We start from the raw sequence: 18,541 nt of genomic DNA, 5'->3' as shown, positions 1-18,541 counted from the left end.
GATTTTTAAATTAAAGGCATTAAATATATTGGGAGAGGGATGGAAAATTTGAAAAAAGGCGAATTTGACAAGAAGGTTTTCAATACTTTTAGTGAACATAAATATAATGGTTATGAAGAAATAAAACGTATATTTACTAATGCATTTGAAACCATAGTAATTATGACTTTATTTACTATCTTATCTTTGATATTTAAAAAAATTGGATTTCATGAATCAAATGTAATAATAGTATTTATTTTGGGAGTTCTATTTGTAGCAAAAAATACAGAGGGATATGTTTATGGTATTTTGGCTGCAATAATTGGAGTATTAGCATTTAATTATTTCTTTACTATACCATATTATAGCTTTTTAGTTTATAGATCAGATTATCCAGTAACTTTTGTTATTATGTTGATAGTAGCAATTATTACAAGTACGTTAACTTCACGAGTTAAAACACAAGTAAAGATATCTTGTGTACGTGAAAACAGAATGCGAATTTTATATAAAATTAACAATTTATTGCTTATAGGAAAAGATAAAGGACAAGTAGTTGAATCTTGTGGCAATAATTTAATTTTTATGTTTAACAGAAGTATTATGATAGCTATAGTAGACAATAAAAATATTTTACAAAAATCAAACATTTATCTATTCAATGATAAATATGATAAAAATATCTTTGAGTCAGGTATTGAGATAGAGGGAGCGCAAAGATGTTTTAAAATAGGTAAATCAGTAGGTATTGAAGCTGAAATTCCAATAGCTAGTGTTGGATACTATCATCCAATTACAGGACAAAACAAAATACTTGGAGTAATTGGGATAGCATGTTTTGAAAAAAATGCTTTATCAGAAAATGAGAAAATTCTTTTGCAATCTGTTTCTACACAAATGGCATTAGCTATTGAAAGAGAAGATTTATATGAAAAGAAAAGACAGATAAATTTAGAGAAGGAAAGAGAAAAACTTCGGGGTAACCTTCTGAGATCAATATCACATGATTTAAGAACTCCACTAGCAGGAATATTAGGGTCTGTTTCTACTATTAGTGATAATTATGATGTGCTTGATAATAATACAAAAAAAGAGCTTATACAAAATATTTATGAAGATACAAGCTGGCTAGTGCATTCGGTTGAAAACATACTAAGCATGACGAGACTCGATGAAGGTAGGCTTGAAATCAAGAAAGATGTAGAGATTGTTGAAGAAATCATTTCTGAATCTATATCTAAAGTTACTAAGTTTTCAGGAAAGCATAATATTAAGACGGACTTACCAGAAAAAATGATTATATTATTTGTAGATGGATTATTAATAGAACAAGTGTTAATTAATTTAATTGATAATGCCATAAAATATACACAAAGTGATTCTATTATTGAAATAAAGGTTTCGCAAAAGGATGAAAATGTATTTTTCGAGGTATCGGACAATGGTCATGGGATACCTAAAAAAGACATAGAATATATATTTGATAGATTTTATACCAAGACCAATGGTATTTCCCTTAAAAAGAGGGGGATAGGACTAGGGCTTGCTATTTGTAAATCTATTGTAGAAGCACATAATGGGCATATGGAAGTATTTAATAATTCGACTGGTGGAGCAACTTTTAAATTTAGTTTACCTATAATAGGGAGTGATGGCGATGAATATAAAGCCTTTGATTTTAATAGTTGAGGACGATAAACCTATTCAAAAATTTATGAAAATATCTCTAGAGGCACAGGGATATAAGTGTATGGAAACTGAGTGTGGGAACACGGCTATAACACTTATTTTTTCACATAACCCAGATATAATAGTGTTAGACTTAGGGCTGCCAGATATTGACGGACTTGATGTTATAGAGAAGGTTAGGGAATTTACAAAAGCTAAGATTATAGTAGTTTCAGCTCGTGGACATGAAAGAGAAAAAGTTGAGGTCTTAGATAGAGGAGCAGATGATTATTTGACTAAGCCATTTAGCGTGGCAGAATTTTTAGCTAGAATTAGAGTTGCGCTTAGACATTTCAATCAAAATATTAATTCACAAGGTAATGTGTTATCAGTATTTATGGTAAAGGACCTGAAAATAGATTTCGAAAAACGCAGAGTTACAATTTTAGATAAAGAAATACATTTAACACCAATGGAATTTAAATTAATTGAGTTAATGTCAAAATATTCAGGACGTGTTTTAACGCATAAGTTCATAGTTGATGAGATTTGGGGAAATTATTTTGAAAATGATACACATTCGCTTAGGGTATTCATGGCAAATATAAGAAGAAAAATAGAGAATGATCCAGCGCAGCCAAAGTATATATTAACGGAGGTTGGAGTAGGGTACCGTTTAATTGATGAATAATAATTCGAGAATGTAAATTTTGAATTTATGTAGGCCTATAACCAATGGGGAATCATTTGCTGACAACATGTACATACCAAAATTCATCAACCCATAGCCCTATTACTCTAATTGGAAGACCCCATGATTTTACTATATATGTTGATTTTATTATATCTCTAACCTGTTTGCAGTCACAAACAGGATTTACGGCACAATCATAATGTCCTATAACAGCAACTATATTAGAGTTATGAGCTGTTATTGAAATTATAACTTTTTCTCTTAATTTTTCAGTTTCAACCCAATTGCCTTGAGATAATGTCTTATCCATTCCAGGTTCTGTAATTAAATCTACATAATCTACATCAAAGTTTTCTTTGAACCAATTTATTATAGGAATTTGAGTTCTACCATCTATACAGTTAAGAGCAGTTCCAAATTTTTTTTCCATTCCACACCCTCATTTACTTTTTACTAATAAAATATGCAGGGATGATAAAATTTGTGATTAATCATATTATATAAACGTCTAGATTATAAAAAGAATTTTATAAAAAATCATCCATACCTACATTGTTCGAATAGTTATATATTACTTGTTAAGCAAGTACTTTAATAGCCAATATTTGCTAAACATAGATCTGTGTGTTATTATGTTCAGATGATAAAAACTTTTAAACATAATATATGTATATATAGAATGTTATGTAGGGGGAATGGAGCATTGAAGAAAAAAATAAATTCAGCTATAATGGCACTTGTTGTAATTATGTGTTTTAGTTTTACTAGCGCATATGCAGATTCTGCGTCAGATAAGGTCAAAATTAAGCAGGTTCAAACTCAAAGAAGAGATCTTGAAAATAAAGTCGAGATTATGAATAAGCAGCTTAAAACGATTATGTCTAAAATCAAAAGTAATGAAAGTAATATAGTTATAGCACAAAAAAATATTAAGCAAACAAAAACAAACATTGTAAAAGCAGAGATTGATATCAAAGCAGAACAAATAATTTTTGATAAAAGAATGAGAGTAATGTATATGAATGGGTCATCAAGCTATATAGATGTTATGTTAGGTGCAAATGGTATAAGCGATTTTATATCCAGAATAGAAAATATTAAAACAATAGTAACCTTTGATCAAAATATTGTTAATGAGTTGAAAACAAAAGAGGCAGCAATTAAGTTGAAAAAGGCAGTGCTAGATACTGGGAATACAAAGTTGCTATCTTTAAGAGCTGATAATAAAGAGAATTTAGAGATTTTAACAAAACAAAAATCAAACCAAAAATTATTGGCATTAAAACTAGATGCTCTAGAAAACAAGTATGGTGCACAGTTGGTAATAGATGAGGCTATTGAAGTAAGAAAAGCCATTGCAGCAAAAGAAGCTGCAGAGGCAAAACAAGTTGTTAAAACTTCTGAAACAACAAGTTCTACTATAGCTCAAGCCGGATCTATAAGAATAAAAAATGCAGCAATTAAATACACAGCAAGCGAATTGAACTTGCTAGCTAGATTAATAACTGCAGAAGCTGGAGGAGAATCTTATAATGCTCAGGTTGCTGTTGGTGCAGTAGTTATAAATAGGGTTAGAAGTGGTAGTTTTCCAAACTCTATAAGTGCTGTTATTAATGAGAAGGCAAATGGAGTATATCAATTTACACCGGTACTGAATGGTAACATTACTAGAGCTGCACAGGCGGGGACTATGAAGGCTGCGATTGAAGCAGTTAGCGGAACTGATCCGACTAATAATGCAATGTTCTTTTATAGTGGTAGTGCTCCTGTGAGTTCATCACAATCAGGTTCTATAAAAATAGACGATTTAACATTTTTCGGCATATAGTAAAACTGAATATAAAATACTTTTAGTAGCTTCTTAAATGGAGAGCTATTGTATATAAGGGGGGTTCGCTTGTGAATTCCCCTTATAATAATTTATCTAGAACATGCTAAACATACTCAAACATATGTAGTATAATTCAGCTAATAGGATGGTGCATTATGGAAAAAACGTTAAATTGGCAATTAAAAAAGTTTGAAGAGGTGAAATCCGAAGAAATATATAATATTTTAAAAATTAGAAATGAAGTGTTTATTGTAGAACAGCAGTGTGCTTATCAGGACTGTGATGATAAAGATAAAAAATCGTATCACCTATATTTGCAGGAGGAGGGTGAAATTATTTCTTATTTAAGAATTTTAGAAAAAGGCATCTCATTCGATGAGGTATCTATTGGGAGAGTGCTTGTAAATAAAAATTATCGTTTTAAAGGTATAGCAAGAGCAATGATGCTAAAAGCAATAGAGTTTATAGAACAAAGTTTAAGTGAGGCTGTGATTAAGATTCAAGCACAAGCATACTTGGTTGATTTTTATGTAAGCCTTGGGTTTAAAGAAACTTCAAATGAGTATTTAGAAGATAACATTCCACATATAGATATGTTATATAAAAAATAATACAACATTCAATAAAATGGGAGATGATTTAAGATGAGTGAAACTTTGAAAATTATAATATTAGAAAGCATTAAATCAATAAAATTGATTTTAAATAATAAACAATTTACTGTGGATGAAGCATCCAATTCTACTGAGTTTTTTATTGCTTTGGCACAAAACAGATATAGTGCAGATCTTATTATAATGGATATAGATTTAAAGAATGAAGATGGATTTAAACTTATTAAAAGAGTAAGAGAAAAAAACAAAGCAGTTCCTATAATGATTATAACTGCAAATAATCATAGAGATAATTTTATTAAAGGAATATCAGAGGGAATATCAGATTATATGTTGATACCATTTGAGGATGCTATATTAAATAATAAGGTTCTAAAACTATTAAATTTATCTCAAAATCTAATAGAGAAAAAAGTGATTTTTAATTTACCTTTTTTTATACAATTAGAATTAAAAAAAGCTACTAAGGGAAAGTATAATGTTACTATTATGATGACAACTTTTTATAAACAAGTAAAAGATTTTTCCAATGAAATTGATAATGAATATAATAATATCTCAGGATATATTTATGAAAATTTAAAAAATATTTTTTGGGATACAGATGTTTTTATTCCCTATGCCTCACAAAATTTTATAGGAGTTTTTCCTTTTGCTAGTGGAGAAAACAAAGACAAAATAAGTGGTAAAGTGGACGATTGTTTTAATAATTTAAAATTGAAAGAACCTAAATTAAAAGAATACTATTTATCAAATGTATTATTAACATATCCACAGGATATTAAGGAAGATGAAGATATATTTTTACTATTGTTAGAAAAAACTAAAGAGGCAATAAAAGCTACTAAAAACAATAGTAAGTCAAGGTTATTCGTTAGTTAAGTTAAAAGTTAACAATAAATTATATGAACTTATTTTTAATGAAAAAATAGATATAGAAAATTAACTTAGGTTATTATTTTTAAAGGGAATGAACGTACATTAATAATTTTAAATTGGGAAGTATAACTATAGTATTAAGATTTTTTAGTATAGGTAATTATTTAATATCGAGAATATATAAAGGGAGGGATATTTATGGATTGTTCAAAAATAAAAGAGATTAATGGAATAGACCATGTTGGAGATGTTCCAAGTGCGAAGAAAGGGATAGTTGATTTTCTTTCTGGTGAGGATAGATTTAAAGATTCAGTACCAAAAGAGACACTTAATTCCTATAAGAAAGGTCGCGAAATAGCAGTAGAAATTGAAAATATGTTAAATGGTGATCAAAGAGCTTATTAAATTTGAATATTTCACAAAAGTAGGTACAGAAAAATTAATTCTGTACCTACTTTTATATCAAAAATATTTATAGAACCATAAATATCATTTTATTAAAATTTTTGAACGTTAGATGCCTGAGGGCCTTTTGGCCCATCTACTACATCAAATTGAACTTCCTCACCCTCATGTAAATCTTTCTTTGGTCCTTCTTCTTTTATTGATAAATGGTGAACAAATACATCTTCACCATCTTGAGCTGATATAAATCCATATCCTCTGCTAACATCATACCATTTTACAATACCTGTTATCATAAAATTTTATCCCCCTTGTTATTTATTATGTGATAATTTAGAACGTTTAGTAAATCTGGAATTATTTGCATCTATTTTCTCACCATTTTCAATTCCAATATCACTTCCATCATGTGGATACATCTTTCTTAGTTCAGCATTGCTTTTCTTATCGGATTTCAAGTGACTTTTATTGTTGTCCATAAATACGCCTCCTTATTATGTTGTTATATAATATTAATATTTCCCTAATACTATAAAAATATATGCTCAAAAAAAATTATTAAAATTGGTACTAAATCAAAAAAAACAAAATGATGCTTCTTTAAAATTACCCTATGATTACCCCTACCTTAGGTAATTTATCGAGTATTTTTGAAGCAGCATGACAGGTGTTAAAATCCTTTGTTGCGTCACTTCCCGCAGATAAACCAAAATGAGTGCCACCAGTCCAAGACTGAACTGAACTTACGTCATACACTATTCCATTTACAGATATATAGGCAGCATTACCACCAATGCCATTATATTTTGATAATTCCTCTAATGTGAATTTTTGTTGCCTTTTATAAATCACTTCAAAATTTTCTTTGATAATATCTTTATTAACATTTGTGCACGACCTATAAATTATATTTCTTTTTATAGTGTACTTATATTCATCATCTAAAGACATTACAGCTTTTACAGGGACTAAATAGTAGTCGGGATAATAAATTAGCATTTTGAACCTCCTATTTGTAGTCTTTAAAATATGTTTTATAGTAAAACTTTGAAAATTTACTTTCCTAATTAGTTTATTCATTATTTTATTTAAAGTGATATCTATCAATATGTAAATTTAAACATTTTACTAATTAATTTACATATATATTATATTAAGAAGAAATACAACTAATTAGGAGATAAATATGCATGAGGTTTCAATAATTGAAAATGTTATAAAAATAGTTACAGAAAAAGCAAATGAGAATAAATTAATTAAAGTTACCAAGGTATCATTAAAAATAGGTGACTTAGCCGGCGTCACGGCAGAATGCTTAAATTTTGCATTCAACATATGTATTATTGATACAATGCTTGAAGGCTCAACTTTAGAAATACAGAAAGTTAGTGCAGTAGCGGAATGTTTTGATTGTAAACAAAAATTCCTCATTGATCATTTTAATAAACTTTGTCCCTGCTGTAATAAATTTTGTTCTAGTATTATTCATGGATATGAGCTTTACGTAAATACAATAGAAGGAGATTAAAATATGAGTAAAATAAATATAGTTACAAATATTCTTCAAACAAATAATGAGATAACAGCTAAAAACAAAAAAATGATGGATGATAAGGGTATCTATGTAATAAACCTTATGAGTTCACCTGGGTCAGGTAAGACTTCGCTACTTGAAAGAATAATAACAAGGCTCAAAAACAATATAAATATTGCTGTAATTGAGGGAGATATTTATACTACCAAAGATGCACAGAGAATAGAAGCACAGGGTGTTCCGGTGGTCCAAATTAATACTGGCGGAGCTTGCCACCTTGATGGGTCAATGATAAAAAATGCATTAAATTCATTAATTCTTGATAAACTTGATTTGCTTGTAATAGAAAATGTGGGTAATTTAGTTTGCCCCGCTGAATTTGAAATTGGTGAAGATATAAAAATTTGTATTTTGAGCACTGCAGAAGGGAATGACAAACCTTTGAAGTATCCACTAATGTTTGAAAAAAGTTGTGCTATTATTTTAAATAAATTAGACTTAATAGAATTTACTGATTTTGATAAAAAAGAGTTTTACGAAGATATAAAATCTCTAAATGCTAATGCAGATATATTTGAAACATCTTGTGTTAAAAATCAGGGTATAGATGAAGTATGTTCATGGTTAATGAGAAAAATTGAGAGTAAAAAAATATAAAAGATATAAAAAATATAAAAAATGAATTAGGAGGGAATGTTTTGCATGAAAGAAAACTTATAAAGAGGGCCATAGATGAAATCCATAATGGAGAGGCTAAAAAGATTAATTTTGTATGGATGGAGGCTAATGGTTGTACGGGAAATATAATTTCTTTTCTTAATGCGGATCAACCAGATGTTCCTTATTTTTTAAAGGAAATGGTTAATTTGAAATTTAGCCCTAGCCTTATGCAAGCAGAAGGTGAAGTTGCATATGAAGAGTTTTTAGCGGTTTTAGATACTAATTTTATATTGGGTGTAGAAGGTGCTCTAACTAATATGGAGGAAGGGTTCTATAATATATTTGCAACCTATAAAGGCATACGAGTATCTACAGCGGAAGCTGTTAATTTAGCAGCAAAAAAAGCAAAAGCAATAATAGCTATTGGAACTTGTGCTTCATTTGGAGGAATATCAGCAGCTAGACCTAATCCAACAGGATGCACAAGTCTAGGTGGGTTTCTTGGGCGAGAAGTAATAAATATTCCAGGATGTCCTGCGAACCCACTGTGGGTGATGGGAACTATAGCAAGCATTATTCTTAACAAAAAGGTTGAAGTAGATGAAAAAGGGCGTCCAATGATGTTTTTTAAAGAAACAAATCATACTAATTGCCCAAGACGCTCATATTTTGATAATAAAGTATTTGCAGAGAAGCTAGGAGATAAAGAGTGCATGATAAAGGTTGGATGCAAGGGTCCTATTACAAAAGCTTATTGTCCACTTGGGTTATGGAATTCAAGAATCAATTGGCCAGTAGAGGCTAATACGCCTTGTATAGGTTGTGCTAGTGAATTTTTCCCTGATGGTACAGAGCCATTTGTTAAGTACTGATAGATGATTTAAGCATAGCTAGATAAATATTGATAGTTTAAATATATTTTAGAGTGAGGTGATCGTGATGACTACCAAAATAACTATAGATCCTATAACTAGAATAATGGGGCCTTTAAGTATAGAAGTAGAAATTAAAAAAAATAAAATAGTAGAAGCTAAAAGTGGTGGAATTCAGTTTAGAGGTTTTGAAAAGATGTTAATAGGACGTCAACCATTAGATTTAGTATATTTTACGGAAAGAATATGTGGTATATGTTCTACATCGCATGGACTCGTAGCAAGTCTTGCGCTAGAGGATGCACTAAAAGTAAAGCCCAATGAGAATGGTGTAAAAATCAGAGATTTTGCACATGGGGCTGAGTATCTTCAAAATATCATAAGGCAAATTTGTATTTTTGCATTTCCAGATTATGTAGATATAACACTTACTCCAGGAAATTCGGGTTATGATTTTAGAATTCCTAAGAATTATACAGAAAAAATTAATAAGGATTATGTGAAGGCGCTAGAATGTAGTCGCCTTGCCCATGAAATTGTAGCTCTGATAGGTGGGAAGGTGCCACATAACCACGGTGTATTCGTGGGGGGCACCACTGCAAATATGGATGCTTCTAAAATTATGAGATTAAAATCTATACTACACTCTGTAAGTGAATTTATGTGCAAAAATATGGTCGAGGATATAAATATTATAGCTCATTATTATCCAGAGTATTTTAAAATTGGTAGTGGTACAAAAAATCTTCTAACATATGGATTATTTCATGATTTGCCAAGTAATGAAATGCAGTACGTTTTGCCTTCAAGTTATATTGATGGTGAGGTAACTACTTTAAACCCAAAAGCAATAACAGAGAGTTCAGCATTTTCTTGGTATAAGGGATCTAAACCTACTGAGGTTCCAGCAAATTATCCATCTGAAACAGATATTAAAAAGCCGGGAGCATATACATTTATTAAAGCACCTAGGTATGAAGGTAAAGTTGTACAGGTTGGGCCACTTGCTCGTATGATTTTATCAGGGTCATATAAAAATAGTATATCTACTATGGATAGGCTTATGGCTCGAGTACTAGAGGGTAAAAAAATTTGTGAGAAAATGTTTATAATACTTGAGTCTATAGACCCGATACCGGCAGTGCAGCAAAAATATGTTGTTCCAGAGAGTGCACAGGGGGTAGGACTCTGTGATGCTGTTAGGGGGGCTCTAGGACACTTTCTTACAATAGAAAAAGGGGTTATAAAGAATTGTGATATAGTTACTCCAACCGCTTGGAACCTTTCGCCGATAGACGAACTGGGTCAACATGGAGTTCTTGAGAGCGCTCTTATTGGTACCGAAATCGATAATCTTAAAAATCCAGTTGAGATAGGACGTATCGTGCGTTCCTTTGATCCTTGTATATCTTGTGCTACGCACGTTACTACGGAATATGGTGAGCCTTATTATATAAATATTATTTGATCTATTTGAAATAAAATAGGTAGGGAGAAAAGTAAAATGAGTGAAATAAAGATTAGCGTTAATATGTTAAATACAAATGAAGAAATCCATGAGGAAAATAAAAATCTATTCGATGAAGAGGGGATATTTGTTATAAATATGATGGGATCTCCTGGATCTGGCAAAACAACTATACTTGAGAAATTAATTCCAAAGCTTAAACAAAACTTAAATATTGCGGTAATAGAAGGAGACTTATATACTACTAAAGATGCACAGCGGATTGAAGCTACGGGAGTTCCAGTAGTACAGATTAATACCGCTAGAACTTCATATTTAGAAGGATCTAAGGTAAGGGAGGCATCATTAAATTTTGATTTAAGAGAGATAGACCTTATTATTATAGAGAATATAGGGAGCTTAGTATCGCCAGCTGAATTTGACATTGGTGAAGATGTTAAAATTTGTATTTTTAGTGTTGCAGAAGGTAATGACAAGCCTTTAAAATATCCAATGATGTTTGAAAAAAGCACAGCAATAATTTTAAATAAAATTGATTTAATTACATTTACTAATTTTAAGGTAGAAGAGTTTTATGAAGATATTAAATTATTGAATAATAAGACAAAAGTTTTTCAAACCTCTTGTACTAGAAATGAGGGAATAGATGAATTAAGTGAATGGATTTTGAAACAAACAAAAGAAAAAAGTAATTTAAAAGAAAATTAAAATCCTGTTTATAAACAGGTTTTTTTATGTTAAGGGGTTGATTAATTATAGGTAAGAAAGTTATGGCTATAGGTAATATGTTAATGATGGATGATGGAGTAGCATTATTGGTTTTGGAGAAAATTAAAAAAAAATTAGAGCATAACGGTATTGAAACTATTATTGGAGAAACGGATGTAGAATTTTGTTTTTCTTTACTAAATGAGATAGATGTATTTTATATTATGGATTCAACATATTATGGCAATGTCCCAGGCACATTGACTTTTAAAAGTTTGGATGACATAAAGAAAATTAAAGATTATAGCATGTCTATTCACTCTCTAGGGTTAATAGATCTTATAAACATGTATAATATGGATATAAAAGGTTATTTTATTGGAATAGAAATTTCTAAAATAGACATAAATCTTGGGTTAAGCAATGTTTTACAAGGTAAAGTCGAAGAGATATCTCAAAAGGCAATGAGTTTTATTTTTAGTCTTCATCTCCCAAAACTTGTATAACTGTATTTACAATTCTATCAATTGACGGAAAATAAGATGGATGTTCCTGATTGCCATTTTCCACAAAAATAAAACCATCATTTTTTAATGTCTGCACATTACGAAGCACGCTTGGACTATTATACATCATGTCATTGATATGTGTGGCAATGACTTTTGGTCCACGCATGGACATAATTTTAGTTGATAGTAAATCATCCGAAATTCCATTAGCAGCTTTTCCTAAAATATTAGCGGAAGCGGGAGCAATCAATAGTAAATCTGTCTTTTGGGAAAGTGATTTATGGCTATTGTCCCATGTTTTAGGGAGATCAAAGGAGTTTATTTGAATGGGATGATCAACACTTCGTTGCAACATGAGTGGTGTAACAAAATTTGTGGCATTTTCAGTCATAACAACATATATGTCCGCATGATGTTATTTTAGTTCACTAATTACATTCAAAGATTGTACTGCAGGGCTACAACCAGTAACGCAAATTACAATATTTTTGCCATTTAACATATTTACACATCCTTTTTATATTTACAAGATATTTTATCTTCATTTTGTTTATCTCATTAATTTTGTCAATATTAACACTATAATGACAATATTGTCAAGGTTGCAAAGTAAACAAAGGGCAAAGCTATAATTAATTTAAATGCTTTGGCTACTAATATAATTACTAATTATTTTAAAAAATTTAAAATCAAATTTTATGAAATTGAATGAAAAATTAAAATATTCTTCCAATTGACTGAATTTGTGTTATAATTCAATAACAAAACAAATTGGCTTAAAAAATCTATTGTAATTTTAGATTAACAAAATAATAAATAAGCAAAGTGAGGAAAAAGTGATATGAATATTAAATACACAAAAAAAATGCCTACGGAAAAGGAAATTATGGAAGAAATGCCTCTTCCCAATAGTATTAAAGAGATTAAAAAAAAGAGAGATACTGAGATAAGGAAAGTTTTTGAGAATGAATCTGATAAGTTTCTTCTTATAGTTGGACCATGCTCAGCTGATAATGAAGACTCTGTGTGCGAATATATAGGGAAGCTTGCAAAGGTTCAGGAAAAAGTAAAAGATTCTATTATTATTATACCTAGAATTTATACAAACAAACCTCGAACTACTGGTGAAGGATATAAAGGTATGGCTTCTCAACCAGATCCAAGTAAGGAGCCTGATATGGATGCAGGATTAAGAGCTATTAGAAAACTTCATATAAAAGCACTTAGTGAATATCATATGCCTGCTGCAGACGAAATGCTATATCCAGAAAATTATACATATTTATCAGATTTGTTAGGGTATATTGCAGTTGGGGCTCGCTCAGTAGAAAACCAGCAACATAGATTTACAGTAAGTGGTGTTGATATGCCAGTAGGCATGAAGAATCCAACTGGTGGAGATCTAACTGTAATGCTAAATTCAATTAAAGCAGCGCAAGATGGTCATACTTTTATATATAGTGGATGGCAGGTTGAAACATCAGGAAACCCACTTGCACATGCTGTTTTAAGAGGGGCTGTGGATGCTTATGGTAAAAATATTCCAAATTATCATTATGAAGATTTGATTAATATTGCTAAAGAATATGAAAAACAGAAATTTGCAAATCCTTCTATTATTGTAGATACTAATCATGCAAATTCAATGAAGCTTTATAAAGAACAACCAAGAATAGCTAGAGAAGTATTAATGAGCAGGAAAGATGACTCTCTACTTAAAAAAATGATAAAAGGATTTATGATTAAAAGTTATATTGTAGAAGGTAAACAAGATGTGGGGCGAGGCACTTATGGTAAATCCATAACAGATGCATGTTTAGGATGGGAAGAAACTGAAAAATTAATTTATAATATTGCTGAAAATTTATAGAAGTTTTATCTAACATTAGAAGTCTATTTTGTAGAGAAATCTATGGGACAGGCTTTTTTTATTTAGAATATTCAAATTTATAAATAGTCTCTGGATAGCTAGTCATAATGAAAAAGAAAAGATTATGAGAAAATCCATAACCAGCGATTAAATTTGTGATATAATTCATTAATAAAATAAATTTGAGTCACAATTTGTTAGAAGCTAGTAGAAGACATCTTTTGATTAGTAAAAAGAAAACAAGCTTCTATGAATTTTAGCTTAACAAAATAATAAATAAGCAAAGTGAGAAAAAAATGATATGAATATTAAATATATAAAAAGAATGCCTACTTTAAAGAAAATTATGGAAGAAATGCCTCTGTCAAATAAAATTAAAGAAATTAAAAAAAAGAGAGATGCTGAAATAAGAAAAGTTTTTGAGAATGAATCTGATAAGTTTATTCTTATAGTTGGACCATGTTCAGCAGATAACGAAGACTCGGTGTGCGAATACATAGGAAAGCTTGCAAAGGTTCAGGAAAAAGTAAAAGATTCTATCATTATTATACCTAGAATTTATACAAACAAACCGCGAACTACAGGTGAAGGATATAAAGGCATGGCTTCTCAGCCAGACCCAAGTAAAGAACCTGATATGGATGCAGGATTGAGAGCTATTAGAAAGCTTCATATAAAAGCATTAAGTGAATATCATATGCCTGCAGCAGACGAAATGTTATATCCAGAAAATTATACATATCTTTCAGATTTATTAGGTTATCATGCAGTTGGAGCTCGCTCTGTAGAAAATCAGCAACACAGATTTACGGTAAGTGGTATTGATATGCCAGTAGGTATGAAGAATCCAACTGGTGGAGATCTAACTGTAATGTTAAATTCAATTAAGGCAGCGCAGGGGGCTCATACGTTTATATATAGCGGATGGCAGGTTGAAACATCAGGAAACCCACTTGCACATGCTGTTTTAAGAGGGGCTGTGGATGCTTATGGTAAAAATATTCCAAATTATCATTATGAAGATTTGATTAATATTGCTAAAGAATATGAAAAACAGAAATTTGCAAATCCTTCTATTATTGTAGATACTAATCATGCAAATTCAATGAAGCTTTATAAAGAACAACCAAGAATAGCTAGAGAAGTGTTAATGAGTAGGAAAGATGACTCTCTACTTAAAAAAATGATAAAAGGATTTATGATTGAAAGTTACATTGTAGAAGGTAAACAGGATGTAGGAGGAGGCACTTATGGTAAATCCATAACAGATGCATGTTTAGGATGGGATGAAACTGAAAAATTGATTTATAATATTGCTGAAAATTTATAGAATTTTTTATAATAAAAACTCTGAGTTAAAGTCCTCAGAGTTTTTACTTTTGTATAGATTTAAAAATATTTAATTATATATGATTTGCGACTTCATAAGCATCCCAAATACCATACATGATATTTGAAACTTTACGTGCATCTCCTAAAAGATAAATTTCAGGAACTTCAAATTCTAATTCTTTATATAAAGAATTTTCTTCTTTATACCCGACTGAAAGTATTACTGAATCACATTTAATCTTCTCTATTCCATTTTCTGTTTCCATTTCAAGTAATCCATCTTTATATGCTTTAACCTTTGAATTTGTTTTTACAGCAATATTATTGAATGGAATTAACTTCTCAAGCATTTCACTATTTGCAGAACATAAAGGCCCATTTAATGCAAGTATTTTGTTTAATGCCTCTACTATAGTTACATCTTTGCCTTTTTTAGCAAGGTGAAGTGCAAGTTCACATCCAACCAATCCTCCGCCGACTATAACTGTTGCATCTTTGCAGTCTTTCTTTCCAAGTAAAACATCTGCGGCTGTAAATACTTTTGCGTCATCTCCAAGTGGAAATACTTTTGGAGTAGAGCCTGTAGCAATTATTACACTATCAAAATCAGCTTTTAAGATTTGATCTTTTGTAACCTCGGTATTTAAATTAACCTGAACATTTAATTCTTTTAATGTATGTTCAAACCAATTAGCTAAAGCGATATCGTCTTCTTTAAAGTCTGGAACTCCACCTGGTATAAGATTTCCACCCAATCTATTAGTCTTTTCAAAAATAACGGCTTCGTGCCCTCTAAGAGTTAAAACTCTTGCTGCTTCACATCCTGCTACTCCACCTCCAACTATTAAAACTTTTTTCTTCTTTAATATTGGTGTAAGTGCATTATCTTTTTCTTTACATGCCTGAGGATTTACAGCACAGTTAAGCATTGAATAATGTTGAATACGTCCCATACATCCTTCGTGACATGATATGCAAGGCCTAATTGATTTAAGATTGTTGCTTCTTAATTTATTTACATAATCAGCATCTGCAAGAAGCGGTCTTCCAAGACTTATAATATCACATGTTCCGTCTTCAATAGCATCTAGTGCCATATCTGGATTATCCATTCTTCCTGCACACAGAATAGGTACATCTACAGTTTCTTTCATTAATTTAGCATATGGCCTATATAATCCCTTTGCTTGATACATTGGGGGATGACTCCACCACCATGAATCGTAAGATCCAACGTCTGTGTCTAATGAATCATATCCATAGGATACAAGTAGTTTAGCAGCATTAATTCCTTCTTCAAGGTCTCTACCTTTTTCAGCAAATACTTCCCCTGGAAGTGCTCCGTCTCTGAGACCTTTAATAAAGCTCTTTGGTGAATATCTAAGAACTACTGGGAAATCTTGTCCACATCTATCCTTGATTTCTTCAACTATTTCACGAGCAAAACGAAGCCTATTATCTAAGCTTCCACCGTATTCGTCAGTTCTATGGTTAAATAATGACATAGCAAATTGGTCTATAAGATATCCTTCGTGAACAGCATGAATTTCTACTCCGTCAAAACCAGCTCTTTTTGCATTATAAGCTCCATCTCCAAATTTTTTAACTATAGACTTAATTTCATCTATTGTAATTTCACGGCAAGTTTTATCAAGCCATCTGTGCTGAATTGGTGATGGTGCAATTGGTGGAAAATCTCCAAGGTTAGTAGGAATAGTAACTCTACCAAATCCACCTGACATTTGAAGAAACACCTTTGCGTTATAGGCATGTATTCTTTCAGTCAGTTCTTTACCTGTTCTAACAAATTGAACTGGATTGTATGTAGAGCATGGACAATTTGGCATACCATGTTCTTCAACTTCATTATCTACAAAAGTAACTCCAGTAATAATTAACCCTGTACCGCCTTTTGCTCTCTCGGTATAATAATCAATTCCTCTTTGATTAAAGCCACCCTCACTATCAGCTAGTCCAAGTGGTCCCATTGGTGCTAATGCAAAACGATTTTTTATTTCACACTTTCCAATTTTAATTGGTTCAAACAATTTTTTATACTTGTTCATATACACCCTCCTAAATTAAATGCAAAATAGCACTTGAGTTTTTATAAATCATCTATAGTAAGACAATTATGTAATGCCTTTATATACATTATGCTTTTTGTGCTTATATATGTCAATACTAACATGTTTGATAGTGAATGTTGTGTTTTACTTTTCAATTAATTATGGTAGAATAATATGAAAGAATGAGGTGCTGTTATATGAGAATTTTAAAATATGCAATTTTAGGATTGATAAATAGAAATTCATTAACTGGATATGATATAACTAAAGAATTTAATAGTGGGTTAGTAGATTTTTGGTATGCTAATCATAGTCAAATCTATCCTGAATTAAAGAAACTAACTGATGAATGTCTAATTTCATACGAAACAATTATCCAAGGTGAAAAACTTGAAAAAAAATTATATACCATAACTGAAGAGGGAAAGGTATGTTTACAAAAATGGCTTGTGAAAGATGAGCCTTTAGAACACACGCCTAAAGATGTTTTTAGACTTAAAGCATACTTTTGTGATGAAATATCTAATGAAGATTTAGTAAGACAATTTCAAAGCGCATTAAATAAACATTCCGAGAAATTAAAATATCTGGAAAATGCTATGGAAGAACTTTTGAATATAAAAGATATATCTACAGTAGCTTCTCCAAGATTTGGAGATTATATTGTTTTAAATGGTGCAATTATGAGAGAGAATGCTTACATAGAATGGGTCCAAGATTGTATAAAAAAGATCTTAATATAAATAGTTTAGGCTCACGAAATACAAGGGAGATGCCTTTCGGTCATCGCCCTTGTATAGAATATAAAATGAATATTAATATATTTTGTTAATCATTACATTTACAATTATTTTTAATTTTTTCTTCCCACCAGCCAAAAGCTACCCTTCCTGAAGATAAAAGTTCTGGCGTTTCTGGATTTGATAGAAATACTAAAAAGTTACCACCTTCACCAATAATTATTTTACCATTTTCAGTGTCCACCAATGTTGTTTCAGGCTGAGCACGTCGTACAAAGGCTTTGATTCCTCCAGTTGGGTTACCATCAACATTAGATGCATATTCTAATCTTACCTTTGCTCTAGGCTGGGGCTTAATAACTAAATTTGTAGGAGTTACAGGTGCATAGTTAACATTTGACTCAGGTGGGGTTGCATTAAACCAAAACTGTGCACGAAAAGCTGAGTCTGAAACATCAGTTACAGTCCAGACATTTACATGTAAAATGACACCAGATTTAATTGGATTGTATAACCTTGCCCAGGCACTTGTCCCTTCTCCAAACACTAAATTATAAGCATACCCAATAAAGTATTGTCCAAGTGTAGATTCATATAGCTCTATGGGTATATTAACAGCTTTTAAAAGTGATTCATCCATATCTTTATACTTTTTTTGATTCATTAAATCATCACCTCACTATATTGTATTGTACTGATAACATAT

22 protein-coding genes are annotated in these 18,541 nt (G+C 30.8%); 15 read left to right on the top strand and 7 right to left on the bottom strand.

From position 1 onward, the window contains the following. Nucleotides 1–39 precede the first annotated feature (39 nt). Both KPL37_RS07535 and KPL37_RS07530 read left to right on the top strand, forming a co-directional pair. Nucleotides 40–1,671: an ATP-binding protein gene (locus tag KPL37_RS07535; protein ID WP_216147408.1), complete on the top strand. Its 1,632-nt coding sequence runs from the start codon at nucleotides 40–42 to the stop codon at nucleotides 1,669–1,671. Then, complete coding sequence (locus tag KPL37_RS07530; RefSeq protein WP_216147405.1) at nucleotides 1,640–2,341, top strand: response regulator; 702 nt, start codon at nucleotides 1,640–1,642, stop codon at nucleotides 2,339–2,341. Before KPL37_RS07535 ends, KPL37_RS07530 begins: the two co-directional genes overlap by 32 nt. Nucleotides 2,342–2,393: 52 nt before the next feature. Here KPL37_RS07530 and KPL37_RS07525 read toward each other — a convergent pair whose 3' ends face one another. Next, nucleotides 2,394–2,774: a carbonic anhydrase gene (locus KPL37_RS07525; RefSeq protein WP_216147402.1), complete on the bottom strand. Its 381-nt coding sequence runs from the start codon at nucleotides 2,772–2,774 to the stop codon at nucleotides 2,394–2,396. Between the two features lie 273 nt (nucleotides 2,775–3,047). Between KPL37_RS07525 and KPL37_RS07520 the strand changes: the two genes are divergently transcribed. From KPL37_RS07520 to KPL37_RS07505, 4 genes are all read left to right on the top strand, one after another. Continuing rightward, a complete protein-coding gene (locus KPL37_RS07520) occupies nucleotides 3,048–4,172 on the top strand; it encodes a cell wall hydrolase (protein WP_246578170.1) in 1,125 nt (374 codons plus the stop codon). A 158-nt stretch (nucleotides 4,173–4,330) separates the two neighbouring features. Next, complete coding sequence (locus KPL37_RS07515) at nucleotides 4,331–4,786, top strand: GNAT family N-acetyltransferase (RefSeq protein WP_216147397.1); 456 nt, start codon at nucleotides 4,331–4,333, stop codon at nucleotides 4,784–4,786. Between the two features lie 33 nt (nucleotides 4,787–4,819). After that, nucleotides 4,820–5,671, top strand: coding sequence for a response regulator (locus KPL37_RS07510; protein WP_216147394.1), 852 nt, complete (start codon nucleotides 4,820–4,822; stop codon nucleotides 5,669–5,671). 195 nt (nucleotides 5,672–5,866) lie between these two features. After that, a complete protein-coding gene (locus KPL37_RS07505; RefSeq protein WP_216147391.1) occupies nucleotides 5,867–6,073 on the top strand; it encodes a hypothetical protein in 207 nt (68 codons plus the stop codon). A 92-nt stretch (nucleotides 6,074–6,165) separates the two neighbouring features. Here KPL37_RS07505 and KPL37_RS07500 read toward each other — a convergent pair whose 3' ends face one another. The 3 genes from KPL37_RS07500 to KPL37_RS07490 all read right to left on the bottom strand — a co-directional run bounded on the left by KPL37_RS07500 (nucleotide 6,166) and on the right by KPL37_RS07490 (nucleotide 7,072). Then, entirely contained in the window at nucleotides 6,166–6,369 is a 204-nt protein-coding gene (locus tag KPL37_RS07500) for a cold-shock protein (protein ID WP_216147388.1), read from the bottom strand. Between the two features lie 18 nt (nucleotides 6,370–6,387). Further along, the gene (locus tag KPL37_RS07495) at nucleotides 6,388–6,552 is read right to left on the bottom strand and encodes a hypothetical protein (protein ID WP_216147385.1); all 165 of its coding nucleotides are present in this window, start codon (nucleotides 6,550–6,552) and stop codon (nucleotides 6,388–6,390) included. 127 nt (nucleotides 6,553–6,679) lie between these two features. After that, nucleotides 6,680–7,072, bottom strand: a complete 393-nt coding sequence (locus KPL37_RS07490) for a cytochrome b5 domain-containing protein (protein WP_216147382.1) — start codon at nucleotides 7,070–7,072, stop codon at nucleotides 6,680–6,682. 187 nt (nucleotides 7,073–7,259) lie between these two features. On the opposite strand from KPL37_RS07490, the gene KPL37_RS07485 reads away from it, so the two are divergent. The 6 genes from KPL37_RS07485 (at nucleotide 7,260) to KPL37_RS07460 (ending at nucleotide 11,821) form a co-directional block, all read left to right on the top strand. Further along, on the top strand, nucleotides 7,260–7,601 hold the full coding sequence (locus tag KPL37_RS07485) for a hydrogenase maturation nickel metallochaperone HypA/HybF (RefSeq protein WP_216147379.1): 342 nt from the start codon (nucleotides 7,260–7,262) through the stop codon (nucleotides 7,599–7,601). Nucleotides 7,602–7,604: 3 nt separating this feature from the next. Then, nucleotides 7,605–8,264: a hydrogenase nickel incorporation protein HypB gene (gene hypB / locus KPL37_RS07480; protein ID WP_216147376.1), complete on the top strand. Its 660-nt coding sequence runs from the start codon at nucleotides 7,605–7,607 to the stop codon at nucleotides 8,262–8,264. A 41-nt stretch (nucleotides 8,265–8,305) separates the two neighbouring features. Next, nucleotides 8,306–9,139 (top strand): hydrogenase small subunit, encoded by an 834-nt coding sequence (locus KPL37_RS07475; protein WP_216147373.1) that lies wholly within the window; start codon nucleotides 8,306–8,308, stop codon nucleotides 9,137–9,139. A 67-nt stretch (nucleotides 9,140–9,206) separates the two neighbouring features. Beyond that, nucleotides 9,207–10,607: a nickel-dependent hydrogenase large subunit gene (locus KPL37_RS07470; protein ID WP_216147370.1), complete on the top strand. Its 1,401-nt coding sequence runs from the start codon at nucleotides 9,207–9,209 to the stop codon at nucleotides 10,605–10,607. 36 nt (nucleotides 10,608–10,643) lie between these two features. Then, on the top strand, nucleotides 10,644–11,315 hold the full coding sequence (gene hypB, locus KPL37_RS07465; RefSeq protein ID WP_216147367.1) for a hydrogenase nickel incorporation protein HypB: 672 nt from the start codon (nucleotides 10,644–10,646) through the stop codon (nucleotides 11,313–11,315). Between the two features lie 62 nt (nucleotides 11,316–11,377). Then, complete coding sequence (locus KPL37_RS07460) at nucleotides 11,378–11,821, top strand: hydrogenase maturation protease (protein ID WP_216147364.1); 444 nt, start codon at nucleotides 11,378–11,380, stop codon at nucleotides 11,819–11,821. Here KPL37_RS07460 and KPL37_RS07455 read toward each other — a convergent pair. Then, on the bottom strand, nucleotides 11,793–12,215 hold the full coding sequence (locus KPL37_RS07455; RefSeq protein WP_246578169.1) for a flavoprotein: 423 nt from the start codon (nucleotides 12,213–12,215) through the stop codon (nucleotides 11,793–11,795). The genes KPL37_RS07460 and KPL37_RS07455 overlap by 29 nt on opposite strands. A 450-nt stretch (nucleotides 12,216–12,665) precedes the next feature. On the opposite strand from KPL37_RS07455, the gene KPL37_RS07450 reads away from it, so the two are divergent. Both KPL37_RS07450 and KPL37_RS07445 read left to right on the top strand, forming a co-directional pair. After that, nucleotides 12,666–13,694: a 3-deoxy-7-phosphoheptulonate synthase gene (locus KPL37_RS07450; RefSeq protein ID WP_216147361.1), complete on the top strand. Its 1,029-nt coding sequence runs from the start codon at nucleotides 12,666–12,668 to the stop codon at nucleotides 13,692–13,694. A 301-nt stretch (nucleotides 13,695–13,995) separates the two neighbouring features. Further along, nucleotides 13,996–15,024 carry a 3-deoxy-7-phosphoheptulonate synthase gene (locus KPL37_RS07445; protein WP_216147358.1) on the top strand — a complete coding sequence of 343 codons (1,029 nt, stop codon included), beginning with the start codon at nucleotides 13,996–13,998 and terminating at the stop codon, nucleotides 15,022–15,024. A 73-nt stretch (nucleotides 15,025–15,097) separates the two neighbouring features. Here the strand turns inward: KPL37_RS07445 and KPL37_RS07440 are convergent, their stop codons facing one another. Then, on the bottom strand, nucleotides 15,098–17,092 hold the full coding sequence (locus KPL37_RS07440) for an oxidoreductase (RefSeq protein ID WP_216147355.1): 1,995 nt from the start codon (nucleotides 17,090–17,092) through the stop codon (nucleotides 15,098–15,100). 200 nt (nucleotides 17,093–17,292) lie between these two features. On the opposite strand from KPL37_RS07440, the gene KPL37_RS07435 reads away from it, so the two are divergent. Further along, nucleotides 17,293–17,838, top strand: a complete 546-nt coding sequence (locus KPL37_RS07435) for a PadR family transcriptional regulator (RefSeq protein WP_216147352.1) — start codon at nucleotides 17,293–17,295, stop codon at nucleotides 17,836–17,838. Nucleotides 17,839–17,923: 85 nt separating this feature from the next. Here the strand turns inward: KPL37_RS07435 and KPL37_RS07430 are convergent, their stop codons facing one another. Further along, on the bottom strand, nucleotides 17,924–18,499 hold the full coding sequence (locus KPL37_RS07430; protein ID WP_216147349.1) for a DUF6143 family protein: 576 nt from the start codon (nucleotides 18,497–18,499) through the stop codon (nucleotides 17,924–17,926). Between the last annotated feature and the right edge of the window lie 42 nt (nucleotides 18,500–18,541).

This window comes from Clostridium frigoris (genome assembly GCF_018861865.1).
Lineage (GTDB): Bacteria > Bacillota > Clostridia > Clostridiales > Clostridiaceae > Clostridium_AD > Clostridium_AD frigoris.
The sequence above is the reverse complement of the archived record's forward strand: the minus strand, read 5'-3'. Positions and strand labels throughout refer to the sequence as shown.

Excerpts from the sequence above, each read along its gene's own strand:
- KPL37_RS07490 (WP_216147382.1), bottom strand. The coding sequence starts at position 7,072 with ATGCTAATTTATTATCCCGACTACTATTTAGTCCCTGTAAAAGCTGTA.
- KPL37_RS07430 (WP_216147349.1), bottom strand. The coding sequence starts at position 18,499 with ATGAATCAAAAAAAGTATAAAGATATGGATGAATCACTTTTAAAAGCT.
- hypB (WP_216147376.1), top strand. The coding sequence starts at position 7,605 with ATGAGTAAAATAAATATAGTTACAAATATTCTTCAAACAAATAATGAG.
- KPL37_RS07525 (WP_216147402.1), bottom strand. The coding sequence starts at position 2,774 with ATGGAAAAAAAATTTGGAACTGCTCTTAACTGTATAGATGGTAGAACT.
- hypB (WP_216147367.1), top strand. The coding sequence starts at position 10,644 with ATGAGTGAAATAAAGATTAGCGTTAATATGTTAAATACAAATGAAGAA.
- KPL37_RS07450 (WP_216147361.1), top strand. The coding sequence starts at position 12,666 with ATGAATATTAAATACACAAAAAAAATGCCTACGGAAAAGGAAATTATG.
- KPL37_RS07485 (WP_216147379.1), top strand. The coding sequence starts at position 7,260 with ATGCATGAGGTTTCAATAATTGAAAATGTTATAAAAATAGTTACAGAA.
- KPL37_RS07495 (WP_216147385.1), bottom strand. The coding sequence starts at position 6,552 with ATGGACAACAATAAAAGTCACTTGAAATCCGATAAGAAAAGCAATGCT.
- KPL37_RS07460 (WP_216147364.1), top strand. The coding sequence starts at position 11,378 with ATGGCTATAGGTAATATGTTAATGATGGATGATGGAGTAGCATTATTG.
- KPL37_RS07530 (WP_216147405.1), top strand. The coding sequence starts at position 1,640 with ATGAATATAAAGCCTTTGATTTTAATAGTTGAGGACGATAAACCTATT.
- KPL37_RS07470 (WP_216147370.1), top strand. The coding sequence starts at position 9,207 with ATGACTACCAAAATAACTATAGATCCTATAACTAGAATAATGGGGCCT.
- KPL37_RS07505 (WP_216147391.1), top strand. The coding sequence starts at position 5,867 with ATGGATTGTTCAAAAATAAAAGAGATTAATGGAATAGACCATGTTGGA.
- KPL37_RS07535 (WP_216147408.1), top strand. The coding sequence starts at position 40 with ATGGAAAATTTGAAAAAAGGCGAATTTGACAAGAAGGTTTTCAATACT.
- KPL37_RS07500 (WP_216147388.1), bottom strand. The coding sequence starts at position 6,369 with ATGATAACAGGTATTGTAAAATGGTATGATGTTAGCAGAGGATATGGA.
- KPL37_RS07440 (WP_216147355.1), bottom strand. The coding sequence starts at position 17,092 with ATGAACAAGTATAAAAAATTGTTTGAACCAATTAAAATTGGAAAGTGT.
- KPL37_RS07445 (WP_216147358.1), top strand. The coding sequence starts at position 13,996 with ATGAATATTAAATATATAAAAAGAATGCCTACTTTAAAGAAAATTATG.
- KPL37_RS07515 (WP_216147397.1), top strand. The coding sequence starts at position 4,331 with ATGGAAAAAACGTTAAATTGGCAATTAAAAAAGTTTGAAGAGGTGAAA.
- KPL37_RS07455 (WP_246578169.1), bottom strand. The coding sequence starts at position 12,215 with ATGACTGAAAATGCCACAAATTTTGTTACACCACTCATGTTGCAACGA.
- KPL37_RS07510 (WP_216147394.1), top strand. The coding sequence starts at position 4,820 with ATGAGTGAAACTTTGAAAATTATAATATTAGAAAGCATTAAATCAATA.
- KPL37_RS07435 (WP_216147352.1), top strand. The coding sequence starts at position 17,293 with ATGAGAATTTTAAAATATGCAATTTTAGGATTGATAAATAGAAATTCA.